Genomic DNA, 22,364 nt, shown 5'->3' on the forward strand with positions numbered 1-22,364 from the left:
AATAATTATACTAAAAAGAGATTAAAATGTTATAATTATGGCAAGAATTGATTGAGAGAGGGGATTACAATGTTTTTATCATTTCTTATTGTAGCACAAAATAATCAGACAAAATTAATGAAAACTTTACTATCAATTAAAGAACAAACAAGTGATGATTATGAAATTGTTTTAATTGATGATAGTGGATTCCAACCAAAATCACCACTCTTAGAATTTATGAATGAATGTTTTTATAATAATATTGGTAAACAAATTCAAATAATTACAAATTTACGAAGTCAAGGTTTTTCATATGGCATTAATACCGCTATTTCAATTGCGCAAGGAGATTTTTTTATGATTGTTGATGAAGGACAAACAATTCATAAAACAGCAGTTGCAGTTTTAAAAGAAAAAGTTGAAACATATCAAGTTGACCATAAAAAAATTGATATGCTTGAATTTTGTTTACAGTATGCTAATTCAAAGGAAAAAAGCGAAATTTGAAATAAATGTAATGTTTTACTATCACCTAAAACTAATAAAGAAGTGTTAGCATATATTAATTCTTCACTTTTTACAAAGATATTTCGTCGAAACCTTATTTTGCAAAAAAATATTACATTACTTGATTATCGTCGTACCGATACTTTCTTTATTTATAACGCATTAGTTTATACTGGTGGTTTTGTTGCAATTAAAGATGTTTTAGTTGAGTATGACTTAGGAATTGTTAATTATAGTGTTTTTGATTTAATTAAACAATGAATTTATATTTTTAATTTATATCGTGATTTAAATTTATATCGTGAATATCAAGAAGAATTAGAGTATTCTTTTATTCGTTTTTGCTTAATAACATTTTTAGAAATTGTTAGTTTACAAAACAATAAAAGATTATCAATTAAAGCTATTCATAGTGCCGAGAACAAGTTAGAACGTCGTTATAAAAGTTTTGTGAAAAATAAATATATTAAAAATGTGAAAGAACCACAATTTAAAATGATTGTTGCTGATATTAAAGGTTTTATTAAACATTGAAAACTGGAAAATACAAAATAAATGATGCAAGAGTTAGCAAACAATAAAAATTCAACCGTTACTACGATATCAGAACCGGAAGAAGAATATCAGCTTCATCAATTAGCGCGTCCAGTTCGTGTGATTTTTGCTCGTTTTTTCGATATTATTTTAGCGAGTTTAATTCCCTTAGCATTAACTTTAACGATGAAATATTGAGATCAAGCTCGAACAATTTGAGCTCCTATTTTAGTTATTGGGATTACTTTTGTTCTTTTCTTTCTTTATTTTATTCTTATTCCTTATTTTTGAGATGGTAAAACAATTGGAAAGTTTTGTTTTCAAATTAAATTAGTTACTAGTGAAACAAAATTAAAATTAGCGGTTATTTTTACTCGTGAGTTATTTATTACATTTTTACCATGATTTGTTGTTTTATTAACAAATTTAAGTTTAAATTTAATTTTTAAAGTTAGTTTAAGTGATTTGTTTCGGGCAACTAATAAAAATCCAATAGCATTAATTATTATTCGAACTATAACAACAATTTATTTTTTATGATATATTGGTTTAATCTTTGGTTTAGTATTAAATCCAAACCATCAAATTTTATTTGATCGTCATTTTCATTTATTTACTGTAAAGAAAAACCCCATTTCTAAAAAAGAACCAAAAGAACCCAAAAAATTAATAACAAGAAAAACAAAACATATTCATTTGCAAGAAAACCAACAAGGAAATATTTCTGATGAAATTTTAAAAGAAATTGATGAATTATAGGGTAAAATGTAATTGTTTGTAAAGAAAGGCAGAATATCATGTTCAATGAATTTATTGAAAATTTAAATCCAAATCAACGCGAAGCTGTTTTAGCAATTACTGGACCAGTGCGAATTATTGCTGGCGCTGGAAGTGGCAAAACACGTATTATTACTAATAAAATTGCATATTTAATTAAATATGCTAATTTGCAACCATGACGGATTTGTGCTGTTACGTTTACTAATAAAGCTACTAATGAAATGAAAACACGTATTGTTGATATGATTGGAAATAGTGGTCAACGTTGTCTGATTGCAACTTATCACGCTCTATGTGTTCGTATTTTACGAGAAGATATTATTCATTTAAATTATGATCGGCAATTTAATATTATTGATATGGCAGATCAAGATAGCATCATCCGCAATATTTATAAAACATTACCTGTGAAATATGATGCACAAGAAGCAAAAATGGTCAAGAATTTTATTTCCAAATGAAAAAATGACTTTATTAGTCCAAATAGTGCAAAACAATTGGCAAGTGGGGATGAAGTACGATGAGCAGAAATTTATGACGTTTATGAAAAACGTTTACGAGAGATAAATAGCGTTGATTTTAATGATTTAATTTTATTAACATATAAGTTATTTAAAAATAATGTGGAAGTATTGAAAAAATGACAAAATCGTTTTGATTATTTTTTAGTTGATGAATTTCAAGATACTAATGAATTACAATTTGATATTATTAAATGATTAGTTGGTGACAATCACAATATTACCGTTGTTGGTGACCCTGACCAAACCATTTATTCGTGGCGAGGAGCAAAAATTAATTTAATTTTAAATTTTGATAAGTATTTTCCACACACCCAAACAATTATTTTAAATGAAAATTATCGGTCAACACAAAATATTTTGTCATTAGCTAATAATTTAATTATTCATAATAAAAATCGAATTGAAAAAGATTTATTTACTATTAAAGCTTCAGGTCAATTACCAATTTTATATCATGGTGCTAATAGTAGCGATGAAAGTGATTTTGTAGCTCATAAAATTAAAACTTTAATGAAAGAAGAAAATTATAATTATAATGATATTTTAATTCTATATCGTGCCAATTACTTATCGCGTGATTTAGAAGGAGCTCTTGCTGATTATGGCCTTTCATATCGTATTTTTGGTGCTTTTAAATTCTATGAACGAAAAGAAATTAAAGATGCCCTTGCTTTTTTAAAAATAATTATGAATAATGATCCTTTAGCCATTGAACGGATTTTGTTGTTAACGCCAAAAATTGGACCAAAAGCATTTGAACAAATTATGCAAATATTAAAAGAACAGCAAATAATGTTTACAACATTATTGGAACAAAATTTTGATTTGTTACCATTAAATCTTCAACATAGTTTAAATAAACTGCGAGAAGCAATTGTAATAGCATTAGGACAATTACCAACTGCTAAGTCAATTGAAAGCCTATTAGTACTACTATTAGATAAAACAGGTTATTTGCAGCGCTTACGTGATAATTTTGAAGAAGAACGAGAAGAAAATATTTTAGAATTAATTGCTTCAGTTGTTAAATTTGATAAGCAAAATAAGTATTTAGAAGGAACGGAATTATTAAATGAATATTTACAATTGATTTCATTACAAACTGACAGTGATAGTGATGATTTAACTGATAATACTATTTCTTTAATGACAATTCATAATGCAAAGGGATTAGAAAAAAAGGTTGTTTTTATTGTTGGTTTAAATGAAGGAATCTTTCCGACAACGCAAGCTATTAAAATGGAAACTGAACAATTAGAAGAAGAACGACGAGCCTTATACGTTGCCATTACAAGGGCAAAAGAATTGTTGTTTATAAGTTATGCTGATGGTTATTCATATATTACGGGTAATGAACGCTTTGAATCACGATTTATTAAAGAATTAAATGGTGATTTTTATGAAAAAGTTAATAGTGAAAGGTTGTTTAGTAAGCCAAAGTCAATTACTATTTCTTTTCATAATCAAAGTGAAAAACAATCACGCACTACTTTTCATCTTAATAAAAACCTTGAGTCATCTTTTAAATCTAATCCATGAAAAGTAAATGATACTGTTAGTCATGAATTATTTGGAATTGGAGTTGTTGTTAAAATCATTGCCCAAAATGTACAAATTGCTTTTCCGAGCCCTTATAATATAAAAATTATTTCAGCAGATAGTCAAGCAATTAAAAAAGTAGAATAATAAAAGAAAATAATAATGTCAATTATTTGAAATTTTTATTTAAAAACATAAAAAATTGTTAAGGGATAATATACTTATTTTTATTTTTTTGATATAATAGGTGAGTATATTTTAAAGGAGGAAATTTAATGGCATCATTTAAAGCTGTTATCGCTGATCCTGTTGGTATGCATGCACGTCCAGCAGCATTGATTGTAGGAGAAGCAGACAAATACCAGTCAGATATTACTATTTTCTCAGGAGGAAAAACTGGTAACTTAAAATCAATCATGACTATTATTGCGTTAGGAATTCATCAAGGTGCAGAAGTAGAAATTGTTGCGACTGGTTCTGATGAAGACGCAGCAATTGTAGGGATTGAAAAAGTAATGAAGGATAACAAGGTTATTTAGGGCAATTTTATTAAATATACAAAAATTAAAAAATAATAGATAAATCTATTATTTTTTTGTATATTTTTGATACTTGTTTCTTTCTTAGTATTTTAAGGGAAAATTATTATATAATAATGAGGAGGTGTATGAAATGGTAATTCTTGCAATTGAGACAAGCTGTGACGAAACTAGTATTGCGATTTTTAAGAATGGAAAAATTTTAGCAAATACTATTTCGTCACAAATTAAAGAACATACAAAGTATGGCGGAGTTGTTCCAGAACTTGCTTCGCGGTTACATTTAAAAAACTTTTCTTATGTTTTACTTGAAGCTTTGCAAAAATCTAAGATTAATATAACAGAGTTACAATACATTGCATACACAGCAAAACCAGGTTTAATTGGAGCATTACATATTGGGAAAATAATAGCAGAAACATTGTCTAATTATTTAGAAATTCCAATTTTACCTTTAAACCATTTATATGGTCATATCTATGCTAGTGCAATCAATAATGATTTTTTATTTCCTCTTTTAGCAGTTCTAGTTAGTGGTGGCCATACTCAGTTAATATTGATGAAAAAACATTTGAATTTTGAAATTTTAGGCTCAACATTGGATGATGCAATTGGTGAATGTTATGATAAGGTTGCCCGAATGTTGGACTTAGGGTATCCGGGCGGGCCAGTTATTGATAAGTTAGCAGCGACAGGCACAACAACACAATATCACTTACCATTACCATTAAATGACCAAAGTTATAATTTCTCTTTTAGCGGATTAAAATCAGCCGTGGCTATTTTAATTGTAAAAGAACAACGTAATACTAAAATTAACCTGTCTAATTTTTGCGCGACATTTCAAAAAACATGTGTTGATATTATTATGCGAAAAACAAAATTAGCAATTCAAAATTTTCAACCGCAAATGGTTACGTTAGTCGGTGGGGTTTCAGCTAATAGCGCATTACGAGCAGCAATTTTAAATTTGGCAGCACCAAATTTAAAAGTCATTATTCCAAAATTAGAATATTGTACGGATAATGCTGCAATGATTGCTCGGTTAGCAGCACAAGAACTACTGGAAAACAACATAAAAGGAGACTAGATAAAATGGCATCATTTTTATCAAAATTAGAAACATTCGATTCAAAGAATTTTACTAAAAAAGAAAATGAAATTATTAAATATATTAAAGAAAATATGAAAGAAGTAACAACAATGAATATTGAAGTTTTAGCACAGCAGGTAAATACTGGTTATAGTGCAATATATGGTTTATTACGAAAAATGCAAATTAATGGTTATCGAGACTTTTTAATTGCGATTGCTGCTGATATTGAAATTAAATCATTAGATTTTGAAAATATGGAAAGTCTAATGAAGAAGACATATTTTGATATTCTTAATCAAAATGATACGATGATTAATAATGAAAAGATGAATCAAACAATTAATGCAATTAAAGGAGCATATCGAATTTTTGTAATTGGAATGGGTTCAACAAATGCTTTATCACAAACATTAGCGTTAGAATTATATCGTTTTGGCTTTAATGCTTTTAATCTAAATGAGAATGAAGAAGACTTAATGGTTCGTTCTCGTTTTATGAATAAAAATGATTTAATTTTAGCCTATTCATTATTCGGTGATAATGAAGCAGTTAATAAAGCATTAACAATTACAAAAGAAAAAGGAGTAACTATTGTAGTAATTTCTGGGAAAGATATGTCAAAAGCAGTTAAATTAGCGAATTGGTCACACATTATTTCAACCCCAAATCAACGGGTAAATGATCATAAAATTTATGTTAACAAATTATTACCTTGAATGTATTTTACTGATGATTTAATTAATAAAGTTTGATCATCAGATATTGTTGATAAAGATTTTGTAATGGATCAACAAGATAATCGTTGAGATTATTAAAACAATGGATAATATTTCAATTCTCTCAAAGTTATCAATGATTCAAGGAACTTGCACAAAAAAAGAAATTAAAATTGCAAATTATATTCGTGAAAATATTCATAATATTCGAAATCTTAAAATTGAAGATTTGTCAAAAGTAACTGGAATAGGTTATTCACCAATTTATTCTTTAATTTAAAAATTAGGCCTTATTTGGTTATCGTGATTTTATTATTGCAATCGTTGCAGAACAAGAACGTTTGGAAACCAATAATTTGTATTTAGATTCAACAGAAAATATTTTTTTATATTATCAAGATATGTTAGAACGTAATCAACAGACTTTTGATAATGTTAAAGTTTTAGAAACAGTTACTTTACTAAAAAAAGCGAAAGTAATTTATTTAGCTGGTTTGGGAATTTCATCGTTAGCAGTAAAAGAATTAGCTACCCGTTTATTTAGTTTTGGGTTTACTTGTAGTTTGTTGATGGAAAATGAAAGCAATATTATTACCCGTGCGAGTTTAATACAACCAGATGATTTATTAATTTGTATAAGTTTAGAAGGAAAAACAATGGCTGTGATAGCAGCAGCTAAGGAAGCTAAAAATAATGGGGTAAATGTAATTGGTATTACATCAAAGTATAATTCGGATTTATCAAAATATACCGATATTATGCATACTATTATTTCTTCAACTTTGTATGAAAAAAATGAAATTTTTATTTCTGCTTTATTACTGTTAATATATTGAAATGATAATTTAATTAAAACTCTTTTATCTGTTGATAAAGAGCATCAATATTTAGAAAATAGAATTAAAAGTAATAAAATTTTAAAAAAATATTGTTAAAATCAAAGGAACTAATGTTCCTTTTTATTTTTTATAGTATAATATAAATTAAATATAGAAAATGTTAAAAGGGAAATAAAATGACACCACATATCAATGCTAAACAAGAAGAAATTGCCGAAACAGTCTTAATGCCCGGAGACCCATTACGAGCAAAGTTTATTGCGGAAACTTTTCTAGAAAAGATAAAATTAGTAAATGAAATTCGAAATATGTATATCTACACTGGAACTTATAAAAATAAAACAATTACAGTTGCTGGAAGTGAAATGGGCTGTCCAAGTATTGGGATTTATTCATATGAATTATTTAAATTTTATAATGTTGATAATATTATTCGAATTGGTTCAGCGGGTAGTTATGATGATGCACTAAAGATTTATGATATTGTTAATGCAACAGCAGCTTATGGTGAAAATAATTATGCTAGAATTGTAGCAGGGATAGAAGATGAAGTTTTAAATTCTTCACAACATCTTTTTGCAACAATTGAAGAAGTTGCTAAAGCAAAGCAAATTAAAACTTTCCCTGAAATTGTTCATTCATCTGATGTGTTTTATCGTAAAAATGAGTATGATTGAAAAAAAATAAAGCCAAGTATAATACAGTATGTGTAGAAATGGAAGCATTTGCTTTGTTTGCAAATGCATTAACATTAAAGAAAAGTGCAGCAGCATTATTAACAATTTCTGATTCCTTTATTACAGGTGAATTAACAACAACAGCCGAACGACAAAATAATTTTTACCAAATGGTAGAGTTGGAATTAGAAAGTGCAATTAAATTATAAAAGAAAAAAGGAGAAAAAATATGACAACAGTTTTACAGTTATATCAAGATCAAATTAAAGATCAAAGTGAAGTTACAATTTTGGGATGAGTGCGTTCTAATCGTAGTAGTAGTAAATTAGGTTTTTTAGTTATGAATGATGGGACTGTTTTTGATAATGTGCAAATTGTTTATAGACCAGAGCAACTTGCTAATTTTTTAGCAATTAGTAGTTTACGAATTTCATCAGCAATTAAAGTAGTTGGAAAGTTTTGCTTAACACCATCTGCAAAACAACCATTTGAAATTCAAGCATCAGTAATTGAAATTCTTGATGAGGCAACCGAAGATTATCCGTTACAAAAAAAAGAGCATTCTTATGAATATTTACGTGAAATTGCTCATTTGCGAGCAAAAACTAATACATTTAATGCAGTTTTCCGAATTCGTAGTAGTAGTTCTTTTGCAATTCATGAATTTTTTAATAAAAATAATTTTATTTATGTTCATACACCAATTATTACTGGAAATGACGCTGAAGGTGCTGGTGAATCATTTATTGTAACAACGAGAACGGATGACAATTATAATGAAGATTTCTTTGGAAAAAAAGCTAGTTTAACTGTTTCAGGTCAGCTTCATGCTGAGGGTTTTGCACAAGCTTTTCGCAATGTTTATACTTTTGGCCCAACATTTCGTGCTGAAAATTCTAATACAACAAGACATGCTGCTGAATTTTGAATGATTGAGCCTGAAATTGCTTTTATTGATCTAGAAGAAAATATGGCATTAATTGAAAAAATGATTAAGCATATTATTAATTATTTATTTGTTAATAATAGCCATGAACTTGCCTTTTTAAATAGTAACGTTGATGATAAATTATTGAAAAGATTAAAAAGTGTTATAAATGATGAATTTGTTCGTCTATCATATACAAAGTCAATTGAAATTTTACAAAAAGCTGTGACAAAAGGCCAAAAATTTGAAAATACGAATATTTTTTGAGGAATGGATTTACAAACTGAGCATGAAAGATATTTATGTGAAATAGAAACAAAAAAACCAACCTTTTTATTTAATTATCCAAAAGAAATTAAAGCATTTTATATGAAAATTAATGATGATAATAAAACAGTTGCGGCTTGTGATTTATTAGTGCCAGGAATTGGAGAATTAGTTGGTGGTAGTGTTCGTGAAAATGATTATGATAAAATTGTCAACCGTTGCAATGAATTAAAAATTCCAACGATAGATTTACAATGATATATTGATTTACGAAAATATGGATATTATAAAAGTGCAGGTTTTGGATTAGGGTTTGAACGTTTTGTTATGTATGTGACAGGAATGACAAATATTCGTGATGTGATTCCATTTCCACGCACCCCACGAAACTTATTATTTTAATTTGATGCATATAAAAATTTTATTTAATTATAATTTTTTTTGTTATAATTTTAGCATTGCATAGATAGAGAGACATAAAATATTTAACTTAGTTACTTATGATAATATGAAAGGAACATATATAAATGAACGAAGTTATTAGACAATTACGAATTCATAAAGGATTAACTCAACGTGAATTAGCCAAAATGTCAGGGTTACAACAATCAACTATTTGTCTAATTGAAAAAGATTGTTCAAAAACAAGTTGAAATAAAATTTTAAAATTACTCGTTGCACTAAAATTAGATGTTAAAAAATTTATTGATAAATTATATACATACAATGAATATAAAGTATATGAGTTTTTATCATTAATTATTGATAATCCCAAAATTCGTAAAGAGCTTGATCAAAATCCACGATTATTAGCATTAAAAGTATTACGAATTTTTACTAATTAAGAAAAAAGTTAGATAATTTTGTCTTACCATGCAGTTGAATTAACTATAAAAATAAAATAAAGACCTATTAGGTCTTTTATCTTTTAATAAACGGTTTAATTAAAAAATGATATAATAATACTACTTAATTATTAATTATAGTAATGTGAGGAATAAAAATTGATTTGAGATTATTATTTTATCTTTGATGGTAATGGTAAAGAACAAAATTTACGATGTATTTGTAAAACAGCTGCTGATGCAGAACAAGCATTAGAGGATTGTTATTTAGATAATAAATATAATGTAGATATTATTAAAGCAATTTCATTTTGTTTAATATTTACATTTGATAGTACAACTGATAATTACGAATTAAACAAACAAGGAACAGAAAGTTTTTTTAAAAAATTATCAATTTGTCAACAATGTAATCGTGTTAAAAATAAATTAGATTGCCATCAACTTTGTTCAGAATGTGAAAGTGAATTAGTTGGTTTGGAAACTTTTCAATGTGATTTATGTAAAAAACACCGTCTTGTTCGTGATGACTTTAATCGCGAATTATTTGGAAAATTATTAGTAAATAATAAAGAGTATATAATTTGTTTTAAATGTGCTGCACAAAATTTTCGAAAGGACGCAAAAACAGAAGGGATGAAAAGATAGTGAATACAATTAAAAATTTATATATTGTTTTTTATACTGATAATGCGCATTATCCTAATCAAGGAAAAATTGTTAAAGTTTTTACTGATAGTGAACCAGCAAGAAAATATTTATTGACAAAAGTTAATTTAAACGGAAAAAAAATTACAAAAGATAATAAATGAATTTTAAAAGTGTATAGTTATGTTGGAGCTAATGATTTTTATGAATACTCAAAATGAGAAACAACTCAATTTAAAAATATGGTTGGCAATTGTATTCATTGTCATAAATATTTTTTACGAGAAAATAATGCTAATATGTGTGATGAGTGTTTAGGGCAAGTAAAACAAGGTTTAAAAGAATGTGAAGTTTGTCATAATTTTTTTAATCCAGCTGGGATTAAATTTGTTTCAAATGGTGATGTTTTTCCATCTTTAGCTTGTCAGGAATGCACACAAACATTATTACAAAATTTAAATATTAAATAGTTTTTTTAAAAATAAAATTTTAACAAAAAGATACCATTAAGATATTAAAATAATATTAATTAAATATTAATTATAGGAGGTTTTTTATGTTAAAGTGGAATACTAAAATTTTATTTTATGTACGGTTAAATGTTTTATTTTTAATTTTATTTTTTTAATTACTGATTTAGTATTAGCAATAATTAGTCCGCAACCCCAATTTTCTGATTTAGGATATGCAGAACGAGTATCAAATTATTATTTGTTTTTTACAACGCAAACTAATTATATTATTGTTGCTGTCTCCTTTTTCATTTATTTATTTGAAAATAAGTTTAAAATTCAAAGTCCTAGTTATTTAATTAAATTAGCGGTGACAACATATATTACAATTACAATGGTAGTTTTTTGACTTGGAATTTTTACAAGTACACAAGATGCTAATCAATACAATGTATATGCTTGAATATCAACAATTGTTTTGCACTTAGTAATTCCAATTAGATGATTATTAGTTATATTTTAACAGCAGGTACTTTTCAATATAATTTAAAACAGCATTATAAATTAGCATTATGATTAATTTTAATTTATCCAGTTTGTTATTTTATTGTAATTTTAATTCAAGGAACATTACGCCATTTAGATGATAGACCATCTGATACTTGATATCCTTATTTTTTTCTTAATGTTTATCAAGAGTGAGGATGATTAATTTTAACTTTTTCTTTTATTTGTATTTTAACTTTATTTATTGGTTTACAATATTTATATATTTTTTTAAATAATAAGTTATATTCGAAATATCAGGGAGAAACATTAAACAAACGAGTAAATGAAAAAATATTTGGTATTAGTGGAAAAAGAATGACATTGCATAAAAAAGATGTTTTCATTCCACAATCAGTGCTAAATGTTTTTAAAAATGATTCTTATGAAGGAGAAAAATATGATTAGCAAAAAATAAAGTGTTAAGTTAAAAAACTTGACTCTTTTTTAATTTCGGGTATTATATAAAGGATGTTAAGTTTTATAGTTTAACATGAACACAGAATTAGAAAGGAAATTATTAATGGTAAAATTACGTTTAAAAAGAATAGGGAAAAAGAAAGCAGCATTCTATCGAATTGTTGCAACAGATGCTCGTGTCAAACGTGATGGAGAATATATTGAGTTAATTGGAACATATAATCCTATTAATGGTGATGTGAAAATTAATCATGATCTTGCTTACAAATGATTATTAACAGGGGCACAACCAACTGATACTGTTCGTAATTTGTTGAGTAAAGAAGGTTTAATGACTAAATTGCATAATGAAAAATATGTTGCTAAAACAACAAAGAGTACAAAAGAAAAGATAGCAACAAATTCAAAAGCAAAGGTAACAAAAAGTACAAAAGCAAAGACAACAACAGAAGCAAAAAAATAGTTGTAATTAAGAATGTGGTGTTAATTAATGTATATTACCGAACTTAAAAATTTAATTAATCCGTTAATTTGTCAGGCTAATAATGAATTATATTATGAAATTCGCCAAATGCCACCGACAAAAATAGAAGAAATTAACTTATTAGTAATGTGTAGTGAAGAAGTGTTTGGGTATGTTGTTGGTAAAGCAGGAATAATTGCTAATAGTTTGCGAATTTTATTAAATATTAGAGCACATGTTGATCAAAATAAAGTTAATATTAAGTTTGAGGTTTTATAGATGGAAGATTTATTAAAAATTTTTAAGATTAAAAAGCCCCATGCAATTAAAGGCGAGGTTAAAGCAACTTTATTAATAAACATTAAAAATATAAATAAATTACTTAATAAATTAATGTTTATTCAAGTTCAAATGATGTATACACCAGTAACATTAATTAAGATTACTGCTACCAAACAAGATTATATTTTAAAGTTTAAAGATTTTACTAATATTAATGAGGTAATATCGTTTAAAGAATGCTATTTGTTTGGTCAAAAAACAGATTTGAATTACGCAGAAGTTATTAATCAAGAAAATTTAATTAATTTTACAGTCTTTCATAGTCATAAAAAAATTGGAGTCTTAGTAAATCAATTTGAAACAAAAGCACATCTTGTTTTTGAAATTAAAACAACAGATGGTACATTAATGATGATTCCAAATGTTGATGCGTATGTTGAACAAGTTAATCTTCAACAACAAAAAATTATTTTAAAAAGGATGATTTAAGATGAAAAAGTTTACAGTATTAACTTTATTTCCAGAAATGTTTAATAATTTTATGACAACATCAATTATTAAAAAAGCACTTTGTGAAAAGATGATTACAATTAAAATTGTTGATATTCGTGATTATAGCATTGGCAAACATCATCAAGTTGATGATTACCAATATGGTGGTGGTGAAGGCATGGTTTTAATGATTGAACCATTAGTAGCAACTATTAAAGCTCACCAAACAAAAGACAGTCTAACAATTTTGTTAACACCACAAGGGAAACAATATGTTCAGGAACAAGTGCAACAATTTGCAGCAAATAATAATGATTTAATCTTAGTTTGTGGGCATTATGAAGGTTTTGATGAAAGAGTTTTATATTATATTGATTACGAATTATCAATTGGTGATTATATTTTAACTGGTGGTGAATTAGCTAGTATGGTTGTAATTGATAGTGTCACTCGTTTATGCAAAAATGTAATTAATACACAATCACATTTAAATGATTCTTTTTCTAACAATCTATTAGATTATCCTGTTTATACAAAACCAGTTGAATATGATGGACATTATGTTCCTGAAGTTTTATTAAGTGGTCATCATCAGAAAATTGCCCAATGACGAGAATATGAAGCATTAAAAAAAACTTGATTAAAACGTCCTGATCTTTTAGAAAAAAAAGTTTTAACCACAGAACAACAAATATTATTAGAAAAAATTAAAAGCGAAAAAAAGGTTTAATTACCGTAGAAAGGAAAAAACAGTTATGAAGATGAATTTAACAGAAGAAATTACAAAGCCTCAACTTCGTAGTGATTTGCCACAATTTTCTTCAGGAGATACAATTAAAGTACATTATAAAATCCAGGAAGGAAATAAGTTTAGAATTCAGGCTTTTGAAGGAGTAGTAATTAAGTTACAAGGTAGCGGAATTGTTAAATCAGTTACAATTCGTAAAATTAGTAATGGAGCTGGAGTTGAAAGAAAATTCCCTTTACATTCACCATTAATTGATAAGATTGAAATTGTAAAATATGGACGAGTTTGTCGTGCTAGAATTTATTACATGCGTAATCGTACTGGTAAAGCTGCTCGAATCAAAGAGATTATTAAAACAAAATAACCCTAAAAGACTGATAAAGTCTTTTTAATTTGTATTAAAATAATAACACAAGGAAGAAACACAATTATGTGTGATAAGAAATTTTCAATTCCCAAATAATTTATTAAAAATAATTAAAAAGGTTTATAAACTTGCTGAAACAGCTGATGTTATTATTGAAATTGTTGATGCAAGAATTGCACATTCTGGTGGTAATCTTTTAAATTATGCAAAATTAAATGATGTGAAAAGAATAATTTTATTTTTAAACACACAAAAAGCTGATGTTGAACAAACAAAAAAATGAATGGAATATTATCAAAACCAAGGAATTTATTGCCAAATGCTATTGTGTCATGATGAGCAAACTAGTAAAGAATATCATCAGTGTTTAGCCAATTTTAAGAAACTTTTAAAAAAGTATGCTAATAAGAAAATATTAATTATTAGTTTACCAGATAGTAATAAAGAGATTTTATTAGAAAAAATATTTGATAATAATGAATTCTTTGAGAAAGCAAAAGGAATATTTTTTGCTCGTGAAAAGATTTATCGTTATAATTAATATTGAATTTATTGACACAGTACCAATTACGGGGATTAATTTTTCTCAACCAAATGTTTATTGAAATACACAAATTTTAGGGCTTTTTAAAATAGAAGATAATACGGAAATAGTGGCAATTAAAGCATTCCAATTATTATTATCAAAATATCAAAAAAAATAGAAACAGCATATAGTGTCCGGATTCAACCAAAATCATCAGTAAAATAAATTGTTAAAGAATTTATTAAATTAATGACAACAAATTTGTCTTTACTAGAATGTGAAACAACCGATAATTTATTTCTTTGTGCTAAATTTTTAGAAGATATTAAAAAAGGGAAAAAAATTCCCGCAATTTCATTAGAATGAGTTGAAGATTACTTTAAATAATTTTTATTTAAAATTATAAAAGTTTTCAAAAAAAGGTTGAAAGGAGGAAAATAAAATGACAACAAATATTCATTGATTTCCTGGCCACATGGCAAAAGCAATTAAACAAATTGATGAACAAAGTAAATTAATTGATTTAGTAATTGAAATCGTTGATAGTCGAATTCCGTTTTCCTCTTCAAATCCATTAGTTGATAACTTAAGGGGTTTAAAACCAAAGTTAATTATTTTAAATAAAAAAGATTTAGCGGATCCAGTTGTGATTAAGGCGTGACTTGAATATTATCAATCTCAACAAATTGCTGTTTTACCATTAGATAGTAAGCATGGCAATATTACAAAATTAATTATTGAAAAAATTTATCATGTTTTATCTGGTAAAATTGAGCGCGACCAAAATAGAGGAATTAAGTCACCAAAACTAAAAGTAATGGTGATTGGGATTCCTAATGTTGGAAAATCTACTTTTATTAATGCTTTAATAAAGCGAAATTCAACTCGAGTTGGTAATAAACCAGGTGTAACAAAAGGCCAACAATGATTAAAATTAAATCATCAAATTGATTTAGTTGATACTCCGGGAATTTTATGACCCAAAATTAATGACCCACAAGTAGCAATAAATTTAGCTTTTACTCGTTCAATCAAAGAAGATATTTTACCAAAAGAAGAAATTTGTTTAGCTGCAATAAAGTGAATGTATAAACATTATTTTTCTTTGTTAGCTAAGCAATATCATCTTACAGCAAGTGACAATTTTGATGTAACAGATGAACAAAAACTTTTTGAGTTATTATTAATAATGCAACAAAACCGTTTTCATAAAGTTAATGAAGATAATGTTAATGATATTGTTACTGATTTTTTAAATAATTTATGAAATAATAAGTTTGGGTTAATGTCTTTTGAGTTTCCACCTGGAAGAGGAATATTTAATTATGAATAAATTTGAAAAAGAGATTCTAATATCATATCCTAATACAACAATTCTGGCAGGAACTGATGAAGCTGGTCGTGGATGCTTAGCAGGTCCTTTAGTTGTTAGTGCTGTTATTTTACCACTAGATTATGTTAACGATGAAATTAAGGATAGTAAAAAAATAACAGCAAAACAACGAATTAAATTAGCAGATGAAATTATGTCCATTGCAATTAGTTATACGATTGAAATTATTTCTGTTGCAATGGTTGAAGAATTGAATCCCAAGCAAGCAAGTATTTTTGGAATGCAACAAGCAATTGACAACTTAATGGTTAAATCAGATATAATTTTAACTGATGCAGAAAAGCTAGGACCTTCTTATAATCACCAAGCAATTATTAAAGGAGATAGTCTTTCGCAATCAATTGCGGCAGCTTCAATTTTAGCAAAAGTAACAAGAGATAATTTAATGCTCAAATTTGATCAGGACTATCCACAGTATGATTTTAAAAATAATAAAGGATACGGAACCAAAAAACATTTATTAGCATTGCAACAATTTGGAATTACATCATTGCATCGGAAAACATATCGTCCCGTTCGTGAAACTATGTTAAAAAATAATGTTAATTATAAATAAAAATAAAGAAAGTAAAACTGTTAATGTTATATTCTTTATGTTAATAAGATTCTAATTATTAAATAGAAAGGAATTAATATGCGTCAAGTTTTACTTTTTTTGCTTTAAAATATGATGGTGATTGACTTAAAATTTATCAAACTTTAGAAACAAAAGAAAAAATTGCTTACGAAGATTTAATTGATATTGAAACTAAAATAACATGTCATTATGTTACTATTATTGACAGTGAATATCCAAAATCATTGTGCAATATTTATCGGCCTCCCTTTGTTTTATTTTATGTTGGTAACTTAGCCGTTCTAAATGACCAAAGACATAAATTAGCAATTTGTGGAACAACAGTACCAAATAAAAGAGGGCTAGTTACAGCTAAGATGTTAACAAAAAAAATCTTAAAGCAAAAAATAACCTTAATTGTTACTTCAGAAGCAGGAGTTAATGAATGTGTGGTCAAAAATCTTGGCAATGGAAGTAGTATTTTAATTCTTAAAAATTTAAACGATTATAAACAAATAACAAAACAATATCCTAATACAAAATTTCAAATCATTATTTCTGAAGCATATCAAAATAGTGTTAATAAAAGTCAGTATGAACTTTATCGTATTATGTCGGGGTTGATGGATGGTGTTGTTATTGTTCAATCAACTTTAGATGATGAAACACATCGGATTGTAACATTGGCTAAACATGATGGCAAAGAAGTTTTTTGTTTTCCAGCTCAAATTACTGTTGCTAATAAAAATAATGGCTTTATTAAAAACGGAGCACAATTAGTAGAAAATGTTGATGATATTTGTGGAAAATTATAATTTTTAAAGGAATATGGATTAATTTATTCCATCATATTAACAAATAAAAAAGATCCAAAAGAGAACTTAGTTATAATGAAAAGTTTAAAAAATTAGTTGATAAATAAAATGTATATATCATATACATTTTTTTAATTAAATTACCTAATTAAAGATTTTACAAATTATCTTGCATTAATACTAAGAATAAGTTATAGTTAACGTGTGATAAAAAATAAAATGCTGATATATGTTAGTATTATGGACTAATGTTTCTACATCTTACCGTCATTAAGATACTATAGGGCATAATTTTTTTTGTTTTATTTTCGGAATTTAACAAAAATAATTTGCATAACCTATTTCGCATTAGCAATGATAGTTTATGCTTTTATTTTTTTATTTTGTAAAGGAGAGTAACAATTGTGCAAACAGACAAATTAGAATTATATCTATCAGAATATAAAATTCAAGATAAAATTAAGGATTATGCGGAAAAAATAAATAAGTTATACGCGGGGAAAAAGTTATATTGTATTGGTTTACTAAATGGGGCATTATTTTTTATGAGTGATTTATTAAAACAACTTAAAATCCAAATTGTGATTGATACAATGAATATTTCAAGTTATATTGGGATCCAGTCTACAAATAAGATTACTATTCATAAGGATATTTCAAAAGATATTACTGGACAAGATGTTTTATTAATTGAAGATTTGATTGACACTGGTAAAACATTATCGGTTGTCATTGAACAAATTCAAGCAAAAAAACCAAATAGTTTACGAGTAGTTTGCTTAGCAGATAAGGTTGCTATGCATTCAAATTTTAATTATCCCTATGATGCACTATTTACTGTTCCAAATGAGTTTATTGTTGGTTATGGTTTTGATTACAATGATCAATTTCGACAATTACCAAATGTATATATATGGAGAGGTGAATAAATGAAAACAGCAAATAAAATTATTATTTTAGATTTTGGGTCACAATATACTCAATTAATTGCCCGTCGAATTCGTCACTTAGAGGTCTATTGTGAAGTATGACCGTATAATACAACATTAGAAAAAATTAAAACAACACCAATGAAAGGGATTATTTTATCAGGTGGCCCTGCTTCTGTTTATGCAGAAGATGCATTTCTAATTGATAAAAAATTATTTGAATTAGAAGTTCCTATTTTAGGAATTTGTTATGGGATGCAATTAATAAGTCATCTGCATGGAGGCACAGTACAACGAGCAACAAAACAAGAATTTGGTTTTTCAGAATTAATTATTGATAATCAAGAAGATTTGTTTGCTAAGGTTCCTATTAAATCACAAGTATGAATGAGCCATGCTGACCACATTGAAATAATGCCAACAGATTTTATTCAAATTGCTCATAGCGAAAATTCAATTAGTGCAATTAAACATTTAGAAAAGAAAATTTATGGTTTACAATTTCACCCTGAAGTAACTCACACTTTAATTGGTGAACAATTATTAAGCAATTTTGTTTTTAATATTTGTGGTTGCGAACCAACATGAAAAATTACAGAGTTTATTTCAACAGCAACAACCGAAATTAAAGGTAAGGTTGGAAGCGATAATGTTGTTTTAGCATTATCAGGCGGTGTTGATTCTAGTGTTTGTGCAGTTTTATTACATAAAGCAATTGGGAAACAATTAACATGTATTTTTGTTGACACCGGATTGTTACGACAAGATAGTGGATGAAATGATTTACAAAAATTTCAAGAAAAATTTAAATTAAATATTATTAAAATTGCTGCTCAAGAAAGATTTTTAACTGCCTTAAAGGGAGTTACTAATCCAGAACAAAAACGAAAAATTATTGGAAATTTATTTATTGAGATTTTTAATGAAGAAGCGATAAAAATTAAAAATGTTAAATGATTAGGACAAGGAACAATTTATCCAGATGTTATTGAATCAATTTCCGTAAAGGGACCCTCAGCCACAATTAAATCTCATCATAATGTTGGGGGATTACCAAAAGATTTACCATTTCAATTAATTGAACCATTACGCGAATTGTTTAAAGACGAAGTTCGCCGAACTGGCGAAGCATTGGGAATTGATTCTAAATTTGTGTACAAGCATCCTTTTCCCGGGCCGGGATTAGCAGTCCGCATTATTGGTGAAATTACAGCAGAGAAAGTAGCCTTATTACAAGCAGCTGATCAAATTTTTATTGATGAATTATATCAAACAAATTTATATGATCAAGTTGCACAAGCATTTGTTGTTTTATTACCTGTTCAGTCGGTTGGTGTAATGGGCGATGTGCGAACATATGGATACACTGCTGTTGTGCGTAGTGTTGATACAACTGATTTTATGACGGCAAATTGAAGTCGTTTACCATTTGAATTATTGGAAAAAGTATCAACTCGAATTGTAAGCGAAGTGCATGGAATTAATCGAGTTACTTATGATATTACATCAAAACCACCAGGAACAATTGAATGAGAATAATAAAAAAATATTAATGAATTCTGTTGATATCTAGCAAAAATTTAGCAGAATGAGTTAGTTGATAATTGCTTCATATTATATTTTTCAGTTCATGGATGATTTGATAGCTGAAAGATTAGGTTTATGAGTTTTGGATTTTGGCAATGCTTTTTCTATATTTTTAATTATAGGAATATATGCTAATAGATTATAAATTTTGTTTTCATACTTAAGATATGAAGTAGTTGTGATTTTGACACCTAATTCATTACAACATTGGTTGAATTGAATAAAGGTGTTTTTTTGTTTTTACTATTAGTTTTTGATATGTAAAAATTGTTTGTTTATCTCTGTAAAATGACATAGGAACGCCATAATTTTTTAAAATTTAATACAAAACATGGCAATAACCATTTAAGGTTTCTTGATAATCAAAATATAATCCAACAATTGTATTTTGTTGTATCATTAATAACACCCACACCATGTCAAAATATTTTAGGATGATTTAATGCTAATCATAAATGCTCACTAGCATCAGCTTGTAATAATTCACCAAAACATTTATTGCGTTCTCTTAAAGGATGTGATTTATCTTTTTTTCATAATTTTTGTTTTTAGGAGATTTTATTTGGTTTAAAAACATTAAATTATATAAAACTGAATAAGAATTTTTATTTCCTTATTTTTAAGTAATTTTTAAATAAATATAAATTATAAATATGCTACAATAATCCTGTATAAAAATTATCATAACATTTTTATAGAGAAAGGAATGATTATTTATATGAAAAAATAATATTTCCGGTAGTATATATTATTTTGAGGTTTTTAATAAAATTAAGTAATTAGAAACAAATTATGTCTCGCTTATGAATAAATGATAACAAAATTTATAAAAAATTCAACTTTTTTAAAAATTATATTTTTAATTAAATAAAATAATTTTATAAAATTATGAATTTTGACACACTAAAAAGTACTTTTTAAAGTTATTACCAATTTTAAAAAGTTTTTTATTTATAAAGATAAAAATTGATTTTGAGATTGATTTATTTTAAAAATATTAAATTCAACTTTTTCTTTATTTTTATTAATTTTAACTTCATTAATTCTGCTATTAAGTCTTAACATTGAAGCAATTAACATATTATTAAATGTTTCTTTACAATATATTTTTGCACCTCGCCCCTTAACAGCCTTAATATAATGTGAAACATCACCTTCAACATGACAACCAATATTATATTCTAATGCTTGATTTTCAATACCATCTTTATTATTTTTAATTAATTCAATAGTTTCTAATAAAAATTTCTTTTTGCTGTCAATAACATAGGGTAAATGACAAATTAAAAAATCTAATAATGTTTCATAATTTCCAGTAAAAAAATATATACTTGCTAATTTATATTTTAATCTATTAATTTTGTTTCTATTTCTATATGAAAATAAGTCTTTAAATCTTTTTACTAAATAAAATTTATCCAAACTATATGATACAGTGTTATTTTTATAGTTTGTTTTTATAGCTTTGTAAATTTTTTTAATTTGTTTTTCGCCATCACTTAATACTAATATTATAGTATTTTCATTAATATCATAAGTATCCATTAGTTTAAAAATTTTGTCAATAAAATTATTAAAACTAGATTTTTTATTTTTAGTAACATTTTTATCCATTATTTGAAAAACACCTTTTTTCTTTTTAATTACTTTTCTTGTTTTAGTTGATTTTTCTTCATCAATACCAATATGCATAGTTGAAAAAAATATTTTCTTTTCAATTCTTTTTTTATTTTCTCGCATAGGAACAAAAGCACCATCAATTTGAATATATAAAACATTATTGGAAATTTTAATTTTATTGTTATTTTTGTTGCTAATATAGTCAACTTTTTCTAAATCAGCTTTTTTAAAAATATTAGATATTATTTTTTCACTGATATTAGCATTTTCTGTTGTGTGCATAATATCTTTATATCGTTTTCCATCACCCATAAAAGAAATAAATTTATCTTTTAAATTTTTTTCAATTCTTTCATATTTTTTTAATCCTAATTCTTCATCTAAAGGATAACAATTTATATATTTTTTATTTTTTTCATTATATTTAACATATCTTCGTCTTTTTATAGGAATATTTCCATATTCTGTTTTGAATGTTTTTGGTAATTTTGATACTACCTTATATCCTTGTAATATTTGTCCTTGTTGATATAATTTAAATATCTCATTATCTCTATTAATTAATAAATTTTTAACTTCATTTTGTGTCTCGATTGTTTTATTTTTTTTATAATTTCCTAACAAATTTTTTTCTAACTCCATCTTATTATTTCCCTATCTTTAAAAAATATTTTTAATATAATATTAATAATACTTAATTTGATATTTGATAAGTTTTATTATTTTATCATAATTTGAAAGCGAGGA

The 22,364-nt window shown here is 26.1% G+C and carries 28 protein-coding genes, 1 pseudogene and 1 riboswitch; of the genes and pseudogenes, 28 read left to right on the forward strand and 1 reads right to left on the reverse strand.

Features of this window, described 5'->3' with window-relative positions:
* Positions 1-69: 69 nt before the first annotated feature.
* The 28 genes and pseudogenes from SCITRI_RS01715 to guaA all read left to right on the forward strand — a co-directional run bounded on the left by SCITRI_RS01715 (position 70) and on the right by guaA (position 19,949).
* On the forward strand, positions 70-1,044 hold the full coding sequence (locus SCITRI_RS01715; RefSeq protein ID WP_071936966.1) for a glycosyltransferase family 2 protein: 975 nt from the start codon (positions 70-72) through the stop codon (positions 1,042-1,044).
* Positions 1,045-1,782, forward strand: a complete 738-nt coding sequence (locus SCITRI_RS01720) for an RDD family protein (RefSeq protein WP_071936967.1) — start codon at positions 1,045-1,047, stop codon at positions 1,780-1,782.
* 38 nt (positions 1,783-1,820) lie between these two features.
* Positions 1,821-4,013, forward strand: coding sequence for an ATP-dependent helicase (locus SCITRI_RS01725; RefSeq protein ID WP_071936968.1), 2,193 nt, complete (start codon positions 1,821-1,823; stop codon positions 4,011-4,013).
* Positions 4,014-4,141: 128 nt separating this feature from the next.
* Entirely contained in the window at positions 4,142-4,405 is a 264-nt protein-coding gene (locus tag SCITRI_RS01730; protein ID WP_071936969.1) for an HPr family phosphocarrier protein, read from the forward strand.
* A 133-nt stretch (positions 4,406-4,538) separates the two neighbouring features.
* A complete protein-coding gene (tsaD, locus tag SCITRI_RS01735; protein ID WP_071936970.1) occupies positions 4,539-5,495 on the forward strand; it encodes a tRNA (adenosine(37)-N6)-threonylcarbamoyltransferase complex transferase subunit TsaD in 957 nt (318 codons plus the stop codon).
* 5 nt (positions 5,496-5,500) lie between these two features.
* Entirely contained in the window at positions 5,501-6,316 is an 816-nt protein-coding gene (locus tag SCITRI_RS01740; RefSeq protein WP_071936971.1) for a MurR/RpiR family transcriptional regulator, read from the forward strand.
* Positions 6,317-6,320: 4 nt separating this feature from the next.
* The gene (locus SCITRI_RS11060; protein ID WP_237238016.1) at positions 6,321-6,497 is read left to right on the forward strand and encodes a hypothetical protein; all 177 of its coding nucleotides are present in this window, start codon (positions 6,321-6,323) and stop codon (positions 6,495-6,497) included.
* A gap of 76 nt (positions 6,498-6,573) precedes the next feature.
* Entirely contained in the window at positions 6,574-7,152 is a 579-nt protein-coding gene (locus SCITRI_RS01745) for a MurR/RpiR family transcriptional regulator (RefSeq protein ID WP_237238017.1), read from the forward strand.
* An 80-nt stretch (positions 7,153-7,232) separates the two neighbouring features.
* Positions 7,233-7,942 (forward strand): annotated as a pseudogene (deoD, locus tag SCITRI_RS01750) (purine-nucleoside phosphorylase).
* A gap of 20 nt (positions 7,943-7,962) precedes the next feature.
* Positions 7,963-9,330 (forward strand): asparagine--tRNA ligase, encoded by a 1,368-nt coding sequence (gene asnS / locus SCITRI_RS01755; RefSeq protein WP_071936972.1) that lies wholly within the window; start codon positions 7,963-7,965, stop codon positions 9,328-9,330.
* A gap of 125 nt (positions 9,331-9,455) precedes the next feature.
* Positions 9,456-9,773, forward strand: a complete 318-nt coding sequence (locus SCITRI_RS01760; RefSeq protein ID WP_071936973.1) for a helix-turn-helix domain-containing protein — start codon at positions 9,456-9,458, stop codon at positions 9,771-9,773.
* Between the two features lie 159 nt (positions 9,774-9,932).
* Positions 9,933-10,421, forward strand: coding sequence for a hypothetical protein (locus SCITRI_RS01765; protein WP_071936974.1), 489 nt, complete (start codon positions 9,933-9,935; stop codon positions 10,419-10,421).
* Entirely contained in the window at positions 10,421-10,891 is a 471-nt protein-coding gene (locus SCITRI_RS01770; RefSeq protein ID WP_071936975.1) for a hypothetical protein, read from the forward strand. The genes SCITRI_RS01765 and SCITRI_RS01770 overlap by 1 nt, the downstream gene beginning before the upstream one ends.
* Positions 10,892-11,132: 241 nt before the next feature.
* Entirely contained in the window at positions 11,133-11,396 is a 264-nt protein-coding gene (locus tag SCITRI_RS11070) for a hypothetical protein (RefSeq protein WP_237238020.1), read from the forward strand.
* Positions 11,375-11,827, forward strand: a complete 453-nt coding sequence (locus SCITRI_RS11075; RefSeq protein WP_237238021.1) for a hypothetical protein — start codon at positions 11,375-11,377, stop codon at positions 11,825-11,827. Before SCITRI_RS11070 ends, SCITRI_RS11075 begins: the two co-directional genes overlap by 22 nt.
* A 115-nt stretch (positions 11,828-11,942) precedes the next feature.
* The gene (rpsP, locus tag SCITRI_RS01780; protein ID WP_004028469.1) at positions 11,943-12,302 is read left to right on the forward strand and encodes a 30S ribosomal protein S16; all 360 of its coding nucleotides are present in this window, start codon (positions 11,943-11,945) and stop codon (positions 12,300-12,302) included.
* Positions 12,303-12,329: 27 nt separating this feature from the next.
* Positions 12,330-12,581, forward strand: coding sequence for a hypothetical protein (locus SCITRI_RS01785; protein WP_071936976.1), 252 nt, complete (start codon positions 12,330-12,332; stop codon positions 12,579-12,581).
* Entirely contained in the window at positions 12,582-13,073 is a 492-nt protein-coding gene (locus tag SCITRI_RS01790; RefSeq protein WP_071936977.1) for a ribosome maturation factor RimM, read from the forward strand.
* 1 nt (position 13,074) lies between these two features.
* Positions 13,075-13,806, forward strand: a complete 732-nt coding sequence (gene trmD, locus SCITRI_RS01795; RefSeq protein ID WP_071936978.1) for a tRNA (guanosine(37)-N1)-methyltransferase TrmD — start codon at positions 13,075-13,077, stop codon at positions 13,804-13,806.
* 25 nt (positions 13,807-13,831) lie between these two features.
* Positions 13,832-14,188, forward strand: a complete 357-nt coding sequence (rplS, locus tag SCITRI_RS01800; RefSeq protein WP_071936979.1) for a 50S ribosomal protein L19 — start codon at positions 13,832-13,834, stop codon at positions 14,186-14,188.
* Between the two features lie 70 nt (positions 14,189-14,258).
* On the forward strand, positions 14,259-14,732 hold the full coding sequence (locus SCITRI_RS11080; protein WP_237238022.1) for a P-loop NTPase family protein: 474 nt from the start codon (positions 14,259-14,261) through the stop codon (positions 14,730-14,732).
* Positions 14,707-14,895: a hypothetical protein gene (locus tag SCITRI_RS11085; protein WP_237238023.1), complete on the forward strand. Its 189-nt coding sequence runs from the start codon at positions 14,707-14,709 to the stop codon at positions 14,893-14,895. Before SCITRI_RS11080 ends, SCITRI_RS11085 begins: the two co-directional genes overlap by 26 nt.
* 71 nt (positions 14,896-14,966) lie before the next feature.
* The gene (locus tag SCITRI_RS11090; RefSeq protein ID WP_237238024.1) at positions 14,967-15,104 is read left to right on the forward strand and encodes a hypothetical protein; all 138 of its coding nucleotides are present in this window, start codon (positions 14,967-14,969) and stop codon (positions 15,102-15,104) included.
* A gap of 55 nt (positions 15,105-15,159) precedes the next feature.
* Positions 15,160-16,050 (forward strand): ribosome biogenesis GTPase YlqF, encoded by an 891-nt coding sequence (ylqF, locus tag SCITRI_RS01810; RefSeq protein ID WP_004028475.1) that lies wholly within the window; start codon positions 15,160-15,162, stop codon positions 16,048-16,050.
* Positions 16,043-16,666, forward strand: a complete 624-nt coding sequence (locus SCITRI_RS01815) for a ribonuclease HII (protein ID WP_071936980.1) — start codon at positions 16,043-16,045, stop codon at positions 16,664-16,666. Before ylqF ends, SCITRI_RS01815 begins: the two co-directional genes overlap by 8 nt.
* A 197-nt stretch (positions 16,667-16,863) precedes the next feature.
* Positions 16,864-17,481, forward strand: coding sequence for a DNA-processing protein DprA (locus tag SCITRI_RS01820; protein ID WP_257785694.1), 618 nt, complete (start codon positions 16,864-16,866; stop codon positions 17,479-17,481).
* Positions 17,482-17,684: 203 nt separating this feature from the next.
* Positions 17,685-17,782, forward strand: a riboswitch (purine riboswitch).
* Between the two features lie 103 nt (positions 17,783-17,885).
* The gene (gene hpt, locus SCITRI_RS01825) at positions 17,886-18,410 is read left to right on the forward strand and encodes a hypoxanthine phosphoribosyltransferase (protein ID WP_071936982.1); all 525 of its coding nucleotides are present in this window, start codon (positions 17,886-17,888) and stop codon (positions 18,408-18,410) included.
* The gene (guaA, locus tag SCITRI_RS01830; RefSeq protein ID WP_071936983.1) at positions 18,411-19,949 is read left to right on the forward strand and encodes a glutamine-hydrolyzing GMP synthase; all 1,539 of its coding nucleotides are present in this window, start codon (positions 18,411-18,413) and stop codon (positions 19,947-19,949) included.
* A gap of 999 nt (positions 19,950-20,948) precedes the next feature.
* Here the strand turns inward: guaA and SCITRI_RS09800 are convergent.
* Positions 20,949-22,259, reverse strand: coding sequence for an Mbov_0401 family ICE element transposase-like protein (locus SCITRI_RS09800; RefSeq protein ID WP_071936984.1), 1,311 nt, complete (start codon positions 22,257-22,259; stop codon positions 20,949-20,951).
* Positions 22,260-22,364: the final 105 nt, after the last annotated feature.

It is taken from the genome of Spiroplasma citri (assembly GCF_001886855.1).
GTDB lineage: Bacteria > Bacillota_I > Bacilli_A > Mycoplasmatales > Mycoplasmataceae > Spiroplasma > Spiroplasma citri.